The organism is Synechococcus sp. BDU 130192, from assembly GCF_963876085.1.
Lineage (GTDB): Bacteria > Cyanobacteriota > Cyanobacteriia > Cyanobacteriales > MRBY01 > MRBY01.
Genome location: NZ_CAWNNO010000022.1, coordinates 1 through 18,930, shown reverse-complemented (window position 1 = coordinate 18,930; position 18,930 = coordinate 1). Strand labels below are relative to the sequence as shown.

The following is an 18,930-nucleotide window of genomic DNA, read 5'->3' as shown; positions in this document are numbered from 1 at the left end:
ATAAAAATCACCATTGATCGTTGGAAACATAATCAAGATCTTCGAGATACTTTTGAGCTAATCTTTTGAAAATTTCTTTTTCTTTTAAGATCATTTCAGATTTCCATCTTGTAGTTTCTTCAAATAGAGGTTGATTAATTTGCCAATTTCTTAACTCCAAATGTTCTTTTCCTTCTTTTGCACCCAGGGGCTTACCGATATTATTTGAATAGTAATATTTAGGTTGTTCATGATAACTTAGTATTTGATCTTCATATTCATATCCAATGAAAATGCAGGCTTCACTTAGTATACCTTTTGGATCTTTGATCAAATCTTCTAGATTGATTGTCATAACTCTTGGATCGTGGACATATTTTTTGAGTTCATCTATAGATTTAGTCCACAATGAAATTGACTCCTGAAAATCTCTTCCGCGATTCCGCAAAGAGCACACTACATCGCGCCCATCTCTAACCATAATAATCACTTTTGCCTTAGGAAAAAAATCAAATATTCTTTCTAGTTGAAATAAATGTACAGGAGTTTTCTCTATCCATTTATTTTTGCCACTTTTTAAGCATGCTTCTTTCCACTTGGAAGATAAACGGTAAACATCTAATTTACTGGCCAATCCTTCACTAAGGGTGTGAAAAACTCTGCTTTCATAAGGCACAGAATATAATTGAGAATGGCTACCAAGAATTGCTAGCATTATCGATGTTCCGCTATGTCCACAGCCAACTATAAATACAGGTTCTTGATCTGATAGAAAAGAAGCATATTTCTCTTGATTTATTAAGAAGTAAAGATTCTCAAAGACTTTTATATATCGTTTAATGTTGCACTTAATAACTTGTCTTATATTTTTAAGATTCATTTCTATTCTGCGTCCCAGTAATACTCTACTAAAAATCTCTGTTCTTTTTTTGGTGGAAGCTTGCCTGTTCCATAAAAGTCACCTTGTAAAACTGTTATCTCTCCAGCTTCCTGCAACCAATCAGTAATTTCTCCCTTTATAGATGAAAAAAGAGAGAATTTATATATCCCCTCTGTCAATGGAAGTTTTGGAATTATGCACTTGATTATTTTATGATTCTTTTTAATTAAAGATTTACAGTTATTTATAATATTACTTGGACAACTAAACAAAAAAGTACCCAGTTGATCTTTGAAGCCGATTGATATAATGTCTGTTTCAAGCTCTATATCCTGCTGGGATTCATATTCTATTTCTATACAAAGTGATTTTCCAGATATTAATAAATTGTCCTGCGCTTCTTTATCTCCGACTAAAAAACGAATATTCAAGAACTTGAATTTTCCGTTACCTTTTCGTTTGGTGATGTTCTGAATATCTAGTGGAGTTCTTCCGGACTGGACAGATTGGATATATTCTTCAATAATGCTTTGAGTGTCTCTAAAATTGAGTAGATTTCCTGTTTCTAAAAGTAGTGAATGACTACATAAATTTTCAACCGCAGCCATATTATGACTCACAAATAAAACCGTTCTTCCTTCCTGCGTTGCCACATCTTCCATCTTTCCCAAACACTTCTTCTGAAAAGCCGTATCCCCCACCGCTAAAACCTCATCCACCACCAAGATCTCCGGTTCCAAGTGCGCCGCCACCGCAAACGCCAACCGCACATACATCCCACTCGAATACCGCTTTACCGGTGTATCCAGAAACCGTTCCACCTCCGCAAATGCCACAATCTCATCAAACTTCTTGCGGATCTCCAGCCGGCTCATCCCCAGGATCGACCCATTCAAATAAATATTTTCCCGTCCTGTTAGCTCCGGATGAAAACCCGTCCCCACCTCCAACAAGCTCGCCACCCGTCCCCGTAACTCAATGCGGCCTGTGGTCGGTTCTGTAATTCGACTGAGGATTTTTAGGAGCGTTGATTTCCCGGCCCCATTGCGGCCAATAATACCAACCACCTCGCCCCGTTTAATCTCGAAGTTAATATCCTTCAGCGCCCAAAATTCTTCCGTTGTGTAACTACGCCGCTGTTCTTTCCCTAGGAGCCGCTTCCCAAAAGATTTGACTCCGTTCGCCACCACATCCCGCAACGCCACATAATTACCACGGTTCGGCTTCCAGCCCCCCGATTGCGCTTGGTGGCCGATGATGTACTTTTTCCCTAAATTTTCAACCCGGATAATGGTGTCCGACATAGAAACCCAGTAACACAACCGACTCTTAAAATAGCCTACCCGATCAGACTCTACAGGCGATCAATTTTAAATCTCAAATTTGCATAATCATCATTTTGGATTAAATAATATCGGCAAAAATACGCTCCATCCGCCGAAAATACCAAACACCACCCGCAAAAATTGCGACCACCAAACCGAAGGACAACAAAAATCCTGGGAGATAAATCTGGGACTCGCCCCCTAGGATTGCCCAGCGAAAACCATCAATGACCGAGACCATCGGGTTAAGAGAATACAATAACCGCCACTGCTCCGGCACAATGCTACTGCTAAAACCCACCGGGGAAATATACAGGCCAAACTGCACAAAAAACGGCACAATGTAGCGAAAATCGCGGTACTGTACATTCAGAGAAGCCAACCACAGTCCTGCTCCCATTGCCGCCATAAAGGCGATCGCCACAAAAATGGGCAACGTTAGAATTCGCCAACTGGGGACAAAGTTATACCAAGCCATCAGCCCCAGCAGGATAAACCCCGAAATGAGAAAGTCCACAAAGCTGACGATCACGGCACTGGTCGGCACAATCAACCGAGGAAAATAAACCTTTGCCAAAAGATTGGAGTTGGTGATTAAGCTGTTACTACATTCAGCAAGGGAACTTGCAAAAAATTGCCACGGTAGCATCGCGGCAAATACCAAAATTGGGTAAGGTGCCCCCTCGGAGGGTAATTTCGCCAGATTACCAAAAACAATCGTAAACACAATCATCGTCAAAAAAGGCCGCAGTAAAGCCCAGAGCACGCCGATCGCCGTTTGTTTGTAGCGCACCAGAATATCCCGCCAGGCCAAAAAATAGAACAATTCTCGATATTGCCAAATATCCTGCCAATACTGTTTTTCCGTTTTGCCCGCTTCAATAACTAGATAGTAATTTCGCATCGATTCCCTGGGAAATGCTATTTCAATAACCTTGCTGCATTTTACGGGTTTACACAATCAGCAGGCGATCGCCACAGTGGTTTTTGTTGCTTATGCAGGCGATGGGCCTTGACGAATTATTAGGATCGGATTTTTGTCAGATGGCAGCCAGTTTTACCCTTAAGTTTGGGATGCCCAAGAGAATGTAGGCAAGACCCAGGATCTTTGGTAGGCTTAGTATCGCTTTAAAACTCTATGCTTTAACTATATATACTAACTATGCGTACTCATTACTGCGGGGATTTGCGCTCCGAGCACATTGACCAGACCGTAACCCTGTATGGCTGGGTCGATCGCCGTCGGGATCATGGTGGCGTAATTTTTATTGATCTACGCGATCGCACGGGCATTGTCCAGATTGTCAGTGACCCCCAGCGAACCCCAGATTCCTACAATGATGCCGATGCTAGCCGTAGTGAGTATGTTGTAAAAATTGTTGGGAAAGTCAGTGCCCGCCAAGAAGGGGCGAAGAATCCCAAATTGCCCACTGGCGAAGTGGAGATCTACGCTGACACCATCGAGATCCTAAATGGCGTCCATAAACAGCTACCGATCCTCGTTTCCAGTAGTGCCGACGGCGATCAAGTCAAAGAAGACCTCCGGCTAAAATATCGCTACCTCGACCTGCGCCGGGAAACCATGGCGAAAAACCTCCAACTGCGCCACACCGTCGTCAAATCGATGCGCCGCTTCCTCGAAGACGATGAAAACTTCATGGAGGTGGAAACGCCAATTTTGACCCGGTCTACCCCCGAAGGGGCACGGGATTATCTGGTGCCGTCCCGGGTGAACCCAGGCGATTGGTATGCCCTGCCCCAGTCCCCGCAGCTCTTTAAACAATTGCTGATGGTGGCCGGCTGCGATCGCTACTATCAAATTGCCCGCTGCTTCCGGGACGAAGACCTCCGGGCCGACCGTCAACCGGAGTTTACCCAGTTGGATATGGAAATGAGCTTCATGTCCTTCGACGAAATCATTGACCTCAACGAACGCCTAATTTGCCGGATTTTTCAGGAGGCCCAGGGCATTGAACTAGAGCGCCCCTTCCCCCGCATCACCTACGCCGAGTCTATGGAAAAATACGGCTGCGATCGCCCCGATACGCGCTTTGGCCTGGAGCTAGTCAACGTCTCTGATATTGTTGCGGACATGGGCTTTAAAGTCTTTTCTGGTGCCGTTAAGAGCGGTGGCCAAGTAAAAGTCCTCCCGATTCCTAACGGAAACGATGCTATTTCCAATGTACGGATCAAGCCCGGTGGCGATCTGTTTAATGCCGCCGTCGAAATGGGAGCCAAAGGGCTTGCCTTTATTCGGGTGCGGGAAGACGGGGCGATCGATACCATCGGCGCGATCAAGGACAATCTCAGTGACGCCCAAAAACAAGAACTCCTCCGTCGTACTGGGGCTGAAGCGGGCACGCTCCTCCTCTTTGGGGCCGGGGCAACGGATATTGTCAATAAGTCCCTAGACCGGGTGCGACAGTTGGTCGGTGCCGAGATGGGCTTGATCAATGAAAATCAGCTCAATTTTGTTTGGGTCACAGATTTTCCGATGTTTGAATATAACAGTGACGAAAAACGCCTCGAAGCCCTGCACCATCCCTTTACTGCACCGAATCCAGAAGATCTAGAGGATCTGGCAACGGCCCGCGCCCTCGCCTACGACATCGTCTTAAATGGCATTGAAATCGGTGGCGGTAGTCTACGGATTTACCAGCGGGAAGTCCAAGAAAAAGTCTTCCAGACCATTGGCTTATCAGAAACCGAGGCCCAAGAAAAATTTGGTTTTCTACTTGAAGCCTTTGAATATGGCACCCCGCCCCATGGCGGCATTGCCTACGGTTTAGATCGTTTGGTGATGCTTATGGCCCAGGAAGATTCGATTCGCGATGTGATTGCCTTCCCGAAAACACAACAGGCAAGCTGTCTGTTAACCGATGCCCCGGCGGGAGTCGATCAAAAGCAACTGAAGGAGCTCTTTGTCGCTTCTACGGCCCCGGAAAAAGACTAGGCCATTGGCTTTCAAGACAACTGAAATTGTTTTCAAAAAGAATAATAGGGGATGATCGTGCAATTTCGGCGATCGCCCCTGTTTTTTTATGCTCTACATCGTTTGGGAAAGGGCGGCTGTTTTCGGCCTCAGGAAAGGGAATGATCTTTGGGGCCAAACATCATGTGAATCGCCATGGTGGGTTTGCCCCGTTTGTGATATTTTTTCGCCCAGTGCCGCATTAATTCATGCAGTTCTGTCTGGGCCTGGGACAAATCGGCGGGGGCAATATCAAGGGATTCAAAAATGCGCATGACGTTGTGTTGTTGCTTTGTCCAGGCATGGCTAAGGCGCAAAAAGTGGGCGGCGTCTTCGAGGAGGGAATGGGGGGCTTTTGTTGGGCTGTCGGGGCCGCCGTAGGTAGAACTCAAAAGGATGTAATAGGGCATCCCCCAGGGATTATCGAGGCGCATAACCGTTTCGGCGTGGAGCAAACGGCGTTTGATATGTTCGGCGAGGGCTTCACTGAGGGGCAATGGGCGATCGCCTGGGATTTTTGCCTGGGCCTGTTGGTGTAAAAAAGCAATGAGATCAGCAAATTCGGCGGAGGAGATCCCCTGAGCCGCTGGGAGATCTGGGGGCAGTTTCGCTTCGAGGTAAGTTTGTTGGTCTTCGCTGAGGCGATCGCCCGTTAACCGGGGTTGGGAGCGATGCCAAGGATACTGCCCTAACCAAACCTGGGGCAATTCAGTGAGGTAAGTGGGTTCCTGGAAAGCCGCATGCTGCAACCGTTGGCCCGCCTGGAGACCCTGCTCAATTTCCTGGACAATGGCCTTGACCCGTTTCGGTTCGATGTGGTGCAAATGCCCAGTCATGCGTAGATTTCCCCCCTGCTCCACATAGGTGGTATAGACCGCACATTTGGCCGCCGTTGCCGCCGCATCCAAAAAAGCCCCATGGCGATAACTGCTTTGCCGGAGCGCAAAAAACGCCAAGGACAACAACACTTGATCAAAGGCACTCGGATTTAGGGCTTGGAGCAGTTCTAGTTCCGGTTGTGCCATCGACGAAAAAGCCCCAGAGGAATTGGTCAATTTTCAGAGTTCCCCAAACGAATCAACTGGCAAGTTAGACAAGAATAATGAAGTTTCGATGATCCCTTTAGGGGCTAAATTCTACTTGGCTTTTGGCCATTGGCTGTGGTTTATCCCCTGAAAATAGGGAAAATCTGACATTTGGCTGAGTTTAATAACCCGTTTTGGCGACGAATCGGCCCCACGAAAATTTAATGGTTATTGACAGGCTAAATGCATCCGCCAATATGCGCAAAGATCAAAATCAAGTTTCCCAAAGACGACGGCGCGGTTTTCCGTTCAAGCGCTGGTGGGCCTCCTGGAGCAGTTGGGGGATGGGCAGTTGGCTGGGGCAACGGGGTAAACAGTCGCCACATTCTGTGCAGGCATTGCCTTTTTTGCCAGGGAACCAATGGCCGGCATTTTCGAGCATCTGGTAGCGGTATTCGCCGTAACTTTGCATATCGTAGGCGATCACCAAATTTCTGAGGCGGAGAATTTCGGGGATCGCAATTGCTTCAGGGCAGGGTAAGCAATCGTAACATTGGTGGCATTCTGTCCCCTGGAGGCGTTGGTGTTGGTGCTGACTCAGGTTGGTGAGGCGCTGTTGTTCCTGGGGGGTGAGGGGCTGGTCTTGGTCAACGAGGGGCCCCAAAACAGCCAATTCAGCGGGATTGGCTGCCCCAAAACTGAGGGTCGTAATCCGGCGATCGCCCAACAAAAAACGGTAGGTGAGTGCTAGGGGCGTGTCCGGTTGGCAGAGGGTCTGGAGGGTCTGGGGTGGGGTAAACAGTTGGCCTCCTTTATCGCCAGGGGAAATGATAAAAATCCCTAAATCCCGTGCCGCAGCAAGGGCGATCGCCTCGGCATTACGCTGAAAAAAATAATAGTAATGGAGGTTAACAAATTCAAAATAGCCCGTTTCGATGGCCATGAGAATTAAAGGCAGGGGGCCGTGGGTCGAAAAACCAAGGTGGCGAAATTTGCCTTGCCGTTGCAATTGTTGGAGCGGCTCCAGACCCGTTTCTAAAAACCACTGGAGATGTTCCGCTGTATTAATCCCGTGGATCGCCAGACAATCTAAATAATCGATACCTAAATTTTCGAGGGAAACCGTGATGGTCTGCTCAATTTCCGCCGCTGTCCCCTTGGGTAATAGTTTGCTCGTGAGAAAAAAATTTGACCGGAGGAGACCCAATTCGCGAAAGGCTTGCCCCAACAAACGCTCGCTCACCCCGTAGCTCGGCGCTGTTTCAAAATGATTAATCCCCAACTGCCAAGCCCGCTGCACCGTTGCCGTCATGGTTGTGCTGCTTTCTAAGGCTCGCATTGTCCCCAGGGAAAAAATTGAGATGTCTAATTCTGTTTTCCCAAACCGTCGGTAACGCATGGTGATCGTGACTGGTGCGGTGCCTAGCCCTCTTCGATGGCCGCCATGAGAGATTCCGTAATATTAACCCCCCGGCGATCGCCCCGTTGTTGGTAGAGATCCCGCGCCATTTCTAGAGCTTCGAGGGCTTCGCGGGAACGTCGCCGCCCCTGGAGGGCCACCGCAAAATTGTAAAAGGCCGCCGGATCCGTGGGGGACAATTCCGTCAGGGCGCGGTAGGCAATAATGGCGTTGATATAATCCTCGGTCTTCATCGCCGCCGATCCATATAAAGCAAAGGCTTCGCGGGATTGGGGATCGACAAAACTAGCCTGCTCATAGGCGGCGATCGCCTGGGGGAATAAATTTTGGGTTTCGTAGATCTTGCCGACCCGAATTTGCATCGCACTGTCGCGGGTGCTGAGGCGGCGGGCTTCTTCCAGGAAGGCGATCGCCTGGTCACGATCATTGAGGCCAAACCACGTCACCGCTGCCTTAATGCGGAGTTCCGCGTCATTGGGTCGTTGGCGCAGCAAATCAGGAAACAGCACTGCCGCCTCTTGGTTCCGTCCTAATTGCAACAAACTGGTTAAACTATTTTGCAGCGCCATGGTGTTGTTGCTGTCTTTAGCCAAAACTTTACGGTACGTGACCAGAGCTTGATCGTAGTCCCCGGCCCGAAATTGCACGGTCGCTAAACCCAGACTGTAGGCCAGGTTATTCGGCTGCAACTGGGTGGCTCGCTGGTAGGCGTTGATGGCACTGCGGTTATCGCCACTTTGGGCCAAATTGAAACCCAGGGCATTGAAAAACTCTGCATTATCATCTTCTAATTCCGTAGCCCGGCGGTAGGCCGTCACCGCCTCTGAATAATTGCCCAGTTGAGAGAGGGCATAACCGAGGGCACCATGGATCCGGGCGTTGTTGGCTTCTAGGGTGAGAGCCTGGCGGTAATGCTGCACTGCTTGGGCAAAATTCCGATTGGTCAGCTGTTCATTTCCCTGTTCGAGGAGGGCATTGAGTTGGGGATTAGCCCAAGTGACTGAAGGAGACAATACACCGAAGGCGATCGCCACACCGCAACCCACTAACCAACGAGAGAAACGAATACCCATAGTGAACGTAACGTTTTTTTTCAAAATGACGCATCCGATTCTAGCACGCCGCAAATTATGCTGTTGTCTGGTGCCTGTTCCCCTAATTTTCAAGGAACTCAAGAAAAAAGAGGCTTAAATTCGCCCCTTGTCTCACCATTTTGCATTGGATCAGGAATATTTGCTGCCACGGAAACGCTTATTCTTCTTCGGTGGTGTGGTGCTCATCCCCGAAACCCATGGAACTCATATCCAGATTTTCCCGGACTTTTTGGGTGACGATCGCCGCAACGTCCGGATTTTCCTCTAGATACTTCACTGCATTATCGCGACCCTGGGCAATGTTATCCCCTTCATAGCTGTACCAGGCACCTTTACGGGTAATAACCCCCGTTTGTTCAGCGAGGTCTAGCATACAGCCCACACGAGAGATTCCTTTCCCAAAGATAATGTCAAATTCGGCAATGCGGAACGGTGGGGCAACTTTATTTTTGGCCACCTTAACCTTGGCGCGGATGCCAAATTCCCCTTCGCTCCCTTTCTTGAGGGTTTGGATGCGTCGGATATCGAGGCGCACGGAAGCATAAAATTTAAGGGCTGTCCCGCCAGTCGTCACCTCTGGATTACCGTAACTAATGCCAATTTTTTGGCGCAATTGATTGAGGAAGATTACTGTACAACCCGAACGCCCCATATTCCCGGCAATTTTACGGAGGGCTTTACTCATGAGACGGGCCTGGAGACCCACCTGCACATCGCCCATTTCTCCTTCGATCTCTGCCCTGGGCACGAGGGCCGCCACCGAGTCAATCACGATTAGATCCACAGCCGCCGAGCGAACCAATTGGTCGGCAATTTCTAAAGCGGATTCGCCGTTATCGGGTTGGGCCACCAGCAGGTTTTCAATATCAACTCCCAAGGCGGCGGAATAGGTGGGATCCAGGGCATGTTCAGCGTCAATAAAAGCAGCGACGCCACCCGCTTTTTGGACTTCGGCGATCGCATGGAGAGCAACCGTCGTTTTCCCAGAACTCTCCGGGCCGTAGATTTCCACAATTCGCCCGCGTGGGAACCCACCCCCCATCGCCTGATCTAGGGTCAAAGCTCCACTGGGGATTGTTTCGACCTTCATCTGGGCGGCATCCCCCAACCGCATAATTGCCCCTTTACCGAAGTTGCGCTCGATTTGGTTGAGCACTAGGTTTAGGGCTTTTTCTTTGTCGGGATTATTGGTGATGGCTGACATGGTTACCTCGATCGCCGTGGCGTAATGGGTCAAAGGTGATTGGGTTTCTGAGTTCAATCGTACTTATGGTATCGCAATTTTTCCGGAAAGCGACCGGAGGATTTTTACAATCCGACAAAAGGCAGATCCAGGCGAGATTTCGGCGACAAACAACCCTCACCGGGATGATTATTTGGGCTGCTGGAAGTGGTAGATAGTCTGGGTTTTGACGGGGGCCGCTTGGATAAAGGTGGGTAGCTGGGGCCAGGTCAAAAATTCACGGTCGAGTTGAATTTGTAACCCTGTCATTGGGTCATCCCCTGTGGCAATCATAAACTCCAATTCCGTGAGATCGTCCCATTGGGCAATGTCACCGAGGAGGGAGGCGATCGCCTGGAGATAAGGATGTTGCGTCGTATCGGTGTACCAATCTGCGCGGGCTAACTTGGCCTGGTCGAAGCCTAGGTGAACGATTAAGGGCGCATTGGAAAAGACTGCACTAGCAACCGGACGCGCTTCCTCTCGCACGAGTAAATGTTGTTTTTGGGTCAAGTGGCGGAGCCGTTCTAAATGTTCATAGCGCTGGGTGACATTATCTTTCCCTTGCCAACGGAGGGCAATGGTCGCTAGGTGGGTTTGCAGGAGCATATGTCCCAACTTTTGGGCCTTGGTATTGAGATAACGGGTATTAAAATCATTACTCTCAATCAGAAGCGGCACCCGATCGACCACCTCTAGGCCGTAGCCCTTCAGGCCCGCAATTTTGCGGGGATTGTTGGTAATTAAACGAATCGCATGGACGCCCAGGTCATTGAGCATTTGTGCCCCCATGCCGTAGTCCCGGAGATCCGCCGGAAAGCCGAGCCGTTCGTTAGCTTCTACTGTATCTAAACCCATATCCTGCAAGGAATAGGCCTTGAGTTTATTAATCAAGCCAATGCCGCGCCCTTCCTGACGTAGATAGACCACCACCCCTTGACCGGCATTTTCGATCATTTTGAGGGCGGCAATCAGTTGCATCCGACAATCACAGCGCAGGGAACCGAGGGCATCCCCCGTCAAGCATTCTGAATGGACGCGCACCATCACAGGCTGGTCGGCAAAATTCTTCGGATCACCCTTCACAATGGCCACGTGCTCTGTGCCATCCATGGTGTTGCGGTAGGCATAGATTTCAAACTGACCAAACTCCGTGGGGAGCTTCGTGACGGTCTCACGGTAAACAAAGCGGTCATTTTCGAGGCGATAGGAAATCAAGTCGGCAATGCTAATAATTTTGAGGTCAAACTTTCGGGCATATTCAATCAGCTCCGGCAGCCGCGCCATGGAGCCATCGTTATTTTGAATTTCGCAAATGACCCCCGCTGGGTACAAACCAGCTAAACGGGACAGATCCACCGCAGCTTCGGTGTGGCCAGCGCGCTTGAGGACACCACCGCTCCGGGCTCGGAGGGGGAAAATATGGCCGGGGCGATTGAGGTCTTCGGGGCGCGAAGTGGGGTCAATGGCTACCTGGATCGTGCGGGAACGGTCTTCGGCAGAAATCCCCGTGGTAACGCCCAGGCGGGGATGGGCATCAATGCTGATCGTAAAGGCGGTTTGGTTGCTGTCGGTATTTTTGTGAACCATCAAAGGCAGATCTAAGGCATCGAGGCGATCGCCAGTCATGGCCAAACAAATCAAGCCCCGTGCTTCCACGGCCATGAAGTTAATCATGTCTGGGGTGGCATGTTGGGCCGCACAGATGATGTCCCCCTCATTTTCACGATTTTCATCGTCTACGACAACGATGGCCCGTCCGGCTTTGATGTCGCCCAATGCCGCTTCAATCGAATCAAACTGCCAAGCTGTATCCACGTATTTTCCGGTCTGCTAAATGTAATGTTTCTTTAATATTTAGTCTCTATTGTAACGTTTTGCCGGGGTCGGTGCGGCCTAGATAATCACTTGGGGATCCTGGTGCTTGGGCTGTTTGAGCACGGGTTTTTGCTGAAGAAGTACCGAGAAAGTGACCGTTGATCCCAGGCCTTCGCCCATACTGTAGAAAGAGATTTTGCCGCCACAGGCTTCGACCAGTTTCTTGGAAATGGCGAGGCCCAACCCCGTACCGCCATATTTGCGGGTATGGCCACCCCGCACCTGGGAAAAATTTTGGAAGAGCTTAGATTGCATATCCAAAGCCACACCAATCCCCGTATCGATCACACTGATTTTGACCATCCCTGGAAATTGTTGATCATCGTGGATGACGGGTTTGAAAACTAGCTCAACATTGATCGTAATACCACCAGCATTGGTGAATTTGATCGCATTGCCCACGAGGTTCAGGAGCACCTGAAAAAGACGCTGGTAGTCGCCGTAGAGGATGATATCGTCGTGGCTTTCGGGCACTAAAATTTCCCAGGTGAGATTTTTGGTTTGTAACTGGGGCCGGGCAAAGTTATTGAGGTTATCGAGCAGTTCCCCTAGGCTAATGGGCTGGAGATCGAGGTCGAGTTTGCCTGATTCAATTTTGGCAATGTCGAGGATATCGTTGATTAGGTTCAGCAGGTGGAGGGCGCTTTCGTGGGCGGCGGCAATGAAATCTAACTCTTCGGCGCGGCCGTCGGCCATTTCATCGAGGACGAGGGTCAGAAAACCGATGATGCCATTGAGGGGGGTGCGGAGTTCGTGGGTGGTATTGGCGAGGAAGTCGTTTTTGAGGCGGGCGGCTTCGGTGGCGGCTTGGTGGAGTTGTTCGAGTTCTTGGTAGAGGGTGGCATGGGCGATCGCCGTTCCCAGTTGTTCGGCGAGCTCCTGGGCAAATTCTTGCTCAACTTCCTGCCAAATCCTGGGGCGATCGCACTGTTGCAGACAGATAAAACCATTGACACTACCTTGGTAGAGGGTAGGCAAGATAAGCACCGCTTGACTGTCGGCCAGGGCCGGGCAAAGGGTTGTTAAAGATTGGGAAACTTGAGTTTGAGAAATTTCTTCGAGGACTGGGCTATCGGGCGATCGCCAACTGGCCCCAAGACAGGAGGGAACCGAGCTGCAACGATATTCTGCTTCGACCTGAAACCGGCTTTGGGTTGCATCGGCGGTTAATAATAAACAGCGACTCACCTGTAAAGTTTTACCTAGGCCATTCATCGCCTCTTGACGAATCACCGTCAGGTCAAAGGTATTGCGGATCTTGCGAGCAATGCGACTGAGGGCTTTTTGGGAGGACAGGGGAGAGAGGGAACTGGGGGCAACGGCCTGGGGGAAACCCACCACCAACAGTTGTTCCGCGCTGATGGCAGTGACGAAAAGCTTGAGGGGAAAAGTCTGGTCGGCCCATTGAAAAGTACCGTCTAGGGTTTCGGGGAGGCCCCCCTGACCCACCCGTTGCAGGGCAGTTGTGTAGATAGCGTTGTCTACCGTGATCCATTGCTGAAAAATTTCTGTTGCCACCATTGCCTGGGGTTGGCAACCAAAGGTTTCTGCCCATTGCCAAAAAAAAGCGGTACAAACCCCCATATTGTCCTGGAGCCAGATAATTTCTGCGTTGAGGGCTTGCCAATAGGCGAAGTGCTGCCGTTGATCTGCTGGTAGTTGAGGCGGAAAACAACCCATGGAGGCATTGAGTGAATATTGTCGAGACTAAGTCCGGGTATTTGATGACTAGCCCAGGCGATCGCAATGGGATCCGCTGCGCGGTGCGCTTTTGGGAAAATCAAACCCTATTGGGGATTTTATCGGACTTTTTCTTGATGGCTGACAAAGGCCCATTATGACTAACAATTTTGGGGGTAAAGGCCAGCTTAACAACAATATACTTACCTTTCTTAATCGTTCCATTCCCCCTTGGGCGGAACTGGAGGATTGCGCCGAAACCGTCGGGTGAGTTCATCATCGCGGACCCGTTCGCCCCGGAGCCACTGCTTAACGGCAGTTTCGATCACTTTGCTGGGGTCGTTAGTAAGATGTTTGATCTGATCGAGGACTTCTGGATCGATGTGAATCGAAATCTGAGTTTTTTCGGGCTGTTTTTGGGGGTCGGTGGGGTGATTTTCCATAGAAATGGCGGCCATTGGATGAGCTACATTCTATCAAAGGGCGTTTGCGTCTCTGTATCAAGGGGCTTGGGTAATTTCCCTAATCGAGGTTGTTATCTTTTGCGCCATCACAAGCTCTCTAAGAGGATGCTAAAGACTTTTAATGTAGGGTCTGCGGAGGCGATCGCCTTTGGTTAAGACCATGATGAAGGATTCATTTAGACAGCCAAAATTGTGACGGTTTCTTGATGGGACTGCCATTTTGTTGCCCAAAAACAAGGAACCCCTCTGGTCTGGGGGACATAGAGGGGCATCTAAACTTATTGAGCTTATTTGGAGGTAATCGGACTACCGGAGAAATTTAATCTCGCTCTGGGGCAGTCGTTAAATTATTTAGGCGATCGCCGCAGCCATGGAGGGCACCAAAATTTCTTTGGGGAAACCGCGATCAAATTCGGTCATTTTACATTCCGTTGCCTGTAGCGCCTGCTGGAGGAATTTCATGGCTTCAACGGGTTTGCCGCGACCACAAAAGAAAAGATCAGCCGCAAAGTACCCATATTCGGGCCAGGTATGAATGGCAATGTGGGACTCAGCAAGGGTTGCGGTGGCTGTTACACCGTGGGGACTGAATTGATGGACACAGAGATCAATTAGAGTCGCTTCTCCGGCGGCGATCGCTTCGATCATGGCCCGACGGATACCTTCGGGATCATTGAGGAGGTTCGCAGGGGAACCCCAACCATCCACCACAAGGTGAGTACCCAATTTTTTCATTCTTTTTATCCTTACACTCCGAGTAAAGGGGATAAACTTTGCGTTCATATCACAAAGAAGATCTCAGTTTCAATGATTTTCTGAGGAAAATAAATCCGTATTTTTACCTAAATTTGGATCGGGGAAATTTTCGCACTGCCCCCAAGGGACAATCAGCAACTTGTTATACTGTGCTGATAAAAACCGTTAACGCCAAAACAAACTACTGATGCAGCCCACCGATTCCAGCAAATTCACCGAACAAGCTTGGGATGCGATCGTCAAGTCACAGGAGATCGCCCGTCGCTACAGACACCAAAATCTTGAGGTGGAACATCTACTCTTGTCATTGCTAGAGCAGGAGCAGGAACAGGGATTGGCCCAAACGATTTTGACCCAGACAGGTGTCGATGGGATCAGGCTCCAGCAGCAGTTAGAACGGTTTGCCCAGCAACAGCCCAAACTAATGCGGGGCGATCAGCTTTATCTCGGTCAAGGTTTAGATGTGATGTTAGATCGGGCCGAAGCCTGTCGTAACAGTTGGCAGGATGATTTTATTTCTGTTGAGCATTTGCTGGTGGGCTTTGCGGAGGATGAGCGGATCGGGCGGCGATCGCTGAAAAGTTTTAACCTCGACCCCCAGGATCTCGAACTGAAGATCAAAGCCCTCAAAGGTAGCCAAAAGGTCACCGCCCAGAACCAAGAGGAAACTGGTAGCGTCTATGGCGGCAGTCCTCTAAGTAAATATGGCCGCGATCTCACCGAACAGGCAAAGGACGGTAAACTCGATCCGGTGATTGGGCGGGATGATGAGATTCGGCGCGTGATTCAGGTACTTTCTCGGCGCTCGAAAAATAATCCAGTTCTCATCGGTGAACCAGGGGTTGGGAAAACGGCGATCGCCGAAGGTTTAGCCCAGCGGATTGTCAATGGCGACGTGCCCGAATCCCTCAAAAATCGGCAGTTGATGTCCCTCGATATGGGTTCCCTCATTGCCGGCGCAAAATACCGGGGCGAATTTGAAGCCCGTCTCCGTTCCGTCCTCAAGGAAGTCACCCAGTCCGACGGACAAATTATTCTCTTTATTGATGAAGTCCACACCGTTGTTGGCGCAGGTTCCGCCAACGGTTCCATGGATGCCGGAAATCTCCTCAAACCGATGTTGGCACGGGGTGAGCTGCGCTGTATTGGGGCGACCACCCTCGACGAATTCCGCAAACATATCGAAAAAGATCCCGCCCTCGAACGGCGTTTCCAGCAGGTACTTGTCCAACAGCCTACCGTCGAAGATACTGTTTCCATTCTGCGGGGCTTGAAGGAACGCTACGAACTGCACCACGGCGTAAACATTACCGACTCCGCCCTCGTTGCTGCTGCGACCCTTTCTAACCGCTACATCACCGACCGTTTTCTCCCCGATAAGGCGATCGATCTCGTAGACGAAGCCGCCGCCAAACTGAAAATGGAGATTACCTCCAAACCCGTTGAACTCGAAGCGATTGATCGTCGCCTAATGCAGCTACAAATGGAGCAGCTTTCCCTCAAAGGTGAAGAACAACTCGGCGCGACTTCCCCGGCCTATCTCGCTTCTAAGGAACGCTTAGACCGCATTGACGAAGAAATTAAAAGCCTTGAAATCCAACAGAAAGACCTTTCTTCCCAGTGGCTCGCCGAGAAAAATCTCATCGATGAAATTAATTCTCTCAAGGAAGAGGAAGAACAACTGCGTCTCCAGGTGGAACAAGCTGAACGCGCCTATGACCTCAACAAAGCGGCTCAATTGAAATATGGTCGTTTAGAAGGGTTACAAGCAGAACTGAGCCAAAAAGAAGTCAAACTGCTGGAAATCCAAGCCGCAGGGGATGCCATGTTACGGGAGCAGGTCACGGAAGCGGATATCGCCGAAATTGTTGCCCGTTGGACAGGGATTCCCGTGAATCGTTTGATGGAATCCGAACGGCAAAAACTGCTGCAACTCGAAGGACATTTGCACGAGCGGGTGATCGGTCAGCAGGAAGCGGTGGAAGCGGTCTCCGCTGCCATTCGTCGCGCCCGGGCTGGGATGAAGGATCCCAGTCGTCCGATTGGCTCGTTTATGTTTATGGGGCCGACGGGGGTCGGGAAAACAGAATTAGCCCGTGCTTTAGCAGCGTTCCTCTTTGATAGTGAAGAGGCGATGGTACGCATTGACATGTCTGAATACATGGAAAAACATGCGGTATCCCGATTAATCGGTGCGCCTCCGGGTTATGTGGGCTACGAAGAAGGAGGGCAACTGTCGGAGGCGGTGCGTCGTCGTCCCTATTCGGTGGTGCTGCTGGATGAGGTGGAAAAAGCCCATAAGGATGTTTTTAATATCCTGTTGCAGGTGCTGGATGATGGCCGGATCACCGATTCCCAAGGCCGGGTGGTAGATTTCCGCAATACGATCATTGTGATGACGAGCAATATCGGTAGTGAATTTATCCTCAGTTTGTCGGGAGATGACGCGAACTACGACAAGATGCGGGACAAAGTGACGGGGGCATTACGAAAAAATTTCCGCCCAGAATTTTTGAACCGGATTGATGAACTGATTATTTTCCACACCCTGAAGCGGGATGAGTTGCGCGAGATTGTCAAACTGCAAATTCATCGCATTGAAAAGCTCCTGGCCGACCAAAAAATTACATTGTCGCTCACGGATGCAGCCCTCGACCATGTAGTAGAAGCAGGCTATGACCCGACCTTTGGGGCAAGACCTTTAAAACGGGCGATTCAACGGGAACTCGAAAACCCGATCGCCAATCGCATTTTAGAAACGGACTTTATGGAAGGCGATCGCATTTTAGTTGATTGCGTCGAGGGTGCCTTGGTTTTTGATCGGCAGCGACCCGAACGAGAAGTGCCAGAGGTGATTGCGGAGACAATGTCAGAGGAGGTGATTTCGGAAGAGGCGATCGCCGCAGCACCGGAAGAACAACCCACAGAATCTGAAGAGGTGTCCGTAACAACAGAAGCAGAAATTCTTCCTGTCGTCGCACCGGATGAAATTGTGGTTGCAGAGGCTGAACTCGATGAACCCGATGATGATTGGGGTGAAGATGAGACGACTGTTTCCTTTGATGCCGAACAGCCCGATGATCAATGGTTTGGGACAGATGAGCCAGAGCAAACAGCTAATGGTTTAGAATCTCCGACCAGAGAAACAAATCCTCCAGCTTATGTTGGTGCTGATTCTGACTCAGAAGAAAATTGGTTAGATTCTATCTAGGTGTTGAGGCAAAAGGATAATGTCAAGCTTGAATTATTCTTGAGCGTTATGTACAAAGAAATACTTTGTAACTTGCTAAAGTTATCCTTTTAAAATTTATAAAACTTCAAAAAAACTGGTATCCATATAGGAGATAATGGGCGAAGAAACACAATGTTTTGAGTGCCGTGATTCCTGATCCCAGTTTATTTCGTAACGAAACAGAAGTCGAAAGTAAATTAATTGTCCATTACTTATTGCCAAAACTAGGTTATCCGCCTAACACTTGGTACCAAGAAGTTGCCTTTGGCAATATTCGTCTTGATTTTATGGCGTTTACCGCGACGGTAATGCCTTTCACTTGGGATAGTAGCTCTCCTCTAAATCTTATTATTGAAGCCAAAAGTCCGAGAGAAAATTTAGATCGTCATGTGCCTCGTCTAAGAACCTATTTGACCAGTTTAAAGTCCCCCTATGGAATATTAACGAATGGCAAAGATTTTCGTATTTACGAACGAGATGGCTCAAAAATAGATCTGTGTTTTCAATGCTCAGGATCAGAAATTAATGCTAACCTAGAAAAAATCAAGTTTTTAGTTGGTCGTGAAAGTTTAAAACCCGTTCCCAGTAGTCGAAAAAAGTCTGAAATTCAACCAGAAAAAAATTTAACCGCGCGAAAAAATCGTATGAAAATCATCGCTGTTTATCACAATAAAGGCGGAGTTGGCAAAACAACAACAGTAGTCAATCTCGCCGCCGCATTGCAGAAGCAAGGCAAACGGATTTTAATTGTTGATTTGGATAGCCAAGCAAATACGACTTCTCAGTACAGGACAAAAACTTGAAAAGGATAGAGGGAGAGGGTTTGATAGGAATTAGAAGATAACCAAGCAAACCCTCATGAGTCAGATTAGCGAAATTCGCGACCAATTGCGACCCCATATTGGATGGCATGGAGCCAGACTCTCCTTCGTTGCGATGTTCCTGATAGCATTATTCCGGGCGAAAACCGTCAATCTCGCCGAACTCGCCACAGTCTGGGGAGG

Annotated in this window: 13 protein-coding genes and 2 pseudogenes; 4 read left to right on the top strand and 11 right to left on the bottom strand. The window is 49.3% G+C overall.

The genetic code is table 11. The annotated features are described in order from the left end of the window. Positions 1-7: 7 nt before the first annotated feature. The 3 genes from AACT35_RS06850 to AACT35_RS06840 form a co-directional block, all read right to left on the bottom strand. Positions 8-859, bottom strand: coding sequence for a sulfotransferase family protein (locus AACT35_RS06850; protein ID WP_099240146.1), 852 nt, complete (start codon positions 857-859; stop codon positions 8-10). 2 nt (positions 860-861) lie between these two features. After that, positions 862-2,163: an ABC transporter ATP-binding protein gene (locus AACT35_RS06845; RefSeq protein ID WP_099240144.1), complete on the bottom strand. Its 1,302-nt coding sequence runs from the start codon at positions 2,161-2,163 to the stop codon at positions 862-864. A gap of 100 nt (positions 2,164-2,263) precedes the next feature. Then, the gene (locus AACT35_RS06840; protein ID WP_012306055.1) at positions 2,264-3,088 is read right to left on the bottom strand and encodes an ABC transporter permease; all 825 of its coding nucleotides are present in this window, start codon (positions 3,086-3,088) and stop codon (positions 2,264-2,266) included. Positions 3,089-3,346: 258 nt separating this feature from the next. On the opposite strand from AACT35_RS06840, the gene aspS reads away from it, so the two are divergent. After that, positions 3,347-5,137 carry an aspartate--tRNA ligase gene (aspS, locus tag AACT35_RS06835; protein ID WP_099240142.1) on the top strand — a complete coding sequence of 597 codons (1,791 nt, stop codon included), beginning with the start codon at positions 3,347-3,349 and terminating at the stop codon, positions 5,135-5,137. Between the two features lie 128 nt (positions 5,138-5,265). Here aspS and hetR read toward each other — a convergent pair whose 3' ends face one another. From hetR to speD, 8 genes are all read right to left on the bottom strand, one after another. After that, positions 5,266-6,210, bottom strand: a complete 945-nt coding sequence (gene hetR, locus AACT35_RS06830) for a heterocyst differentiation master regulator HetR (protein ID WP_254048053.1) — start codon at positions 6,208-6,210, stop codon at positions 5,266-5,268. 244 nt (positions 6,211-6,454) lie between these two features. Then, positions 6,455-7,579 (bottom strand): aldo/keto reductase, encoded by a 1,125-nt coding sequence (locus AACT35_RS06825; protein WP_099240138.1) that lies wholly within the window; start codon positions 7,577-7,579, stop codon positions 6,455-6,457. A gap of 23 nt (positions 7,580-7,602) precedes the next feature. Beyond that, a complete protein-coding gene (locus AACT35_RS06820) occupies positions 7,603-8,673 on the bottom strand; it encodes a tetratricopeptide repeat protein (protein WP_254048052.1) in 1,071 nt (356 codons plus the stop codon). Positions 8,674-8,851: 178 nt separating this feature from the next. Beyond that, entirely contained in the window at positions 8,852-9,898 is a 1,047-nt protein-coding gene (gene recA / locus AACT35_RS06815) for a recombinase RecA (RefSeq protein ID WP_030007051.1), read from the bottom strand. Between the two features lie 168 nt (positions 9,899-10,066). Beyond that, on the bottom strand, positions 10,067-11,734 hold the full coding sequence (gene ribBA / locus AACT35_RS06810; RefSeq protein WP_099240134.1) for a bifunctional 3,4-dihydroxy-2-butanone-4-phosphate synthase/GTP cyclohydrolase II: 1,668 nt from the start codon (positions 11,732-11,734) through the stop codon (positions 10,067-10,069). A gap of 78 nt (positions 11,735-11,812) precedes the next feature. Further along, a complete protein-coding gene (locus tag AACT35_RS06805; protein ID WP_099240132.1) occupies positions 11,813-13,474 on the bottom strand; it encodes a GAF domain-containing sensor histidine kinase in 1,662 nt (553 codons plus the stop codon). A gap of 212 nt (positions 13,475-13,686) precedes the next feature. Then, the gene (locus AACT35_RS06800) at positions 13,687-13,932 is read right to left on the bottom strand and encodes a hypothetical protein (RefSeq protein ID WP_254048051.1); all 246 of its coding nucleotides are present in this window, start codon (positions 13,930-13,932) and stop codon (positions 13,687-13,689) included. A gap of 357 nt (positions 13,933-14,289) precedes the next feature. Beyond that, positions 14,290-14,673, bottom strand: a complete 384-nt coding sequence (speD, locus tag AACT35_RS06795) for an adenosylmethionine decarboxylase (protein WP_041443332.1) — start codon at positions 14,671-14,673, stop codon at positions 14,290-14,292. 208 nt (positions 14,674-14,881) lie between these two features. Here speD and clpB point away from each other — a divergent pair. The 3 genes and pseudogenes from clpB to AACT35_RS06780 form a co-directional block, all read left to right on the top strand. Next, positions 14,882-17,566 (top strand): annotated as a pseudogene (clpB, locus tag AACT35_RS06790) (ATP-dependent chaperone ClpB); the annotation flags it as partial. A gap of 506 nt (positions 17,567-18,072) precedes the next feature. Further along, on the top strand, positions 18,073-18,729 hold the full coding sequence (locus tag AACT35_RS06785) for an AAA family ATPase (RefSeq protein ID WP_339374601.1): 657 nt from the start codon (positions 18,073-18,075) through the stop codon (positions 18,727-18,729). Between the two features lie 55 nt (positions 18,730-18,784). Then, positions 18,785-18,930 (top strand): annotated as a pseudogene (locus tag AACT35_RS06780) (IS4 family transposase); the annotation flags it as partial.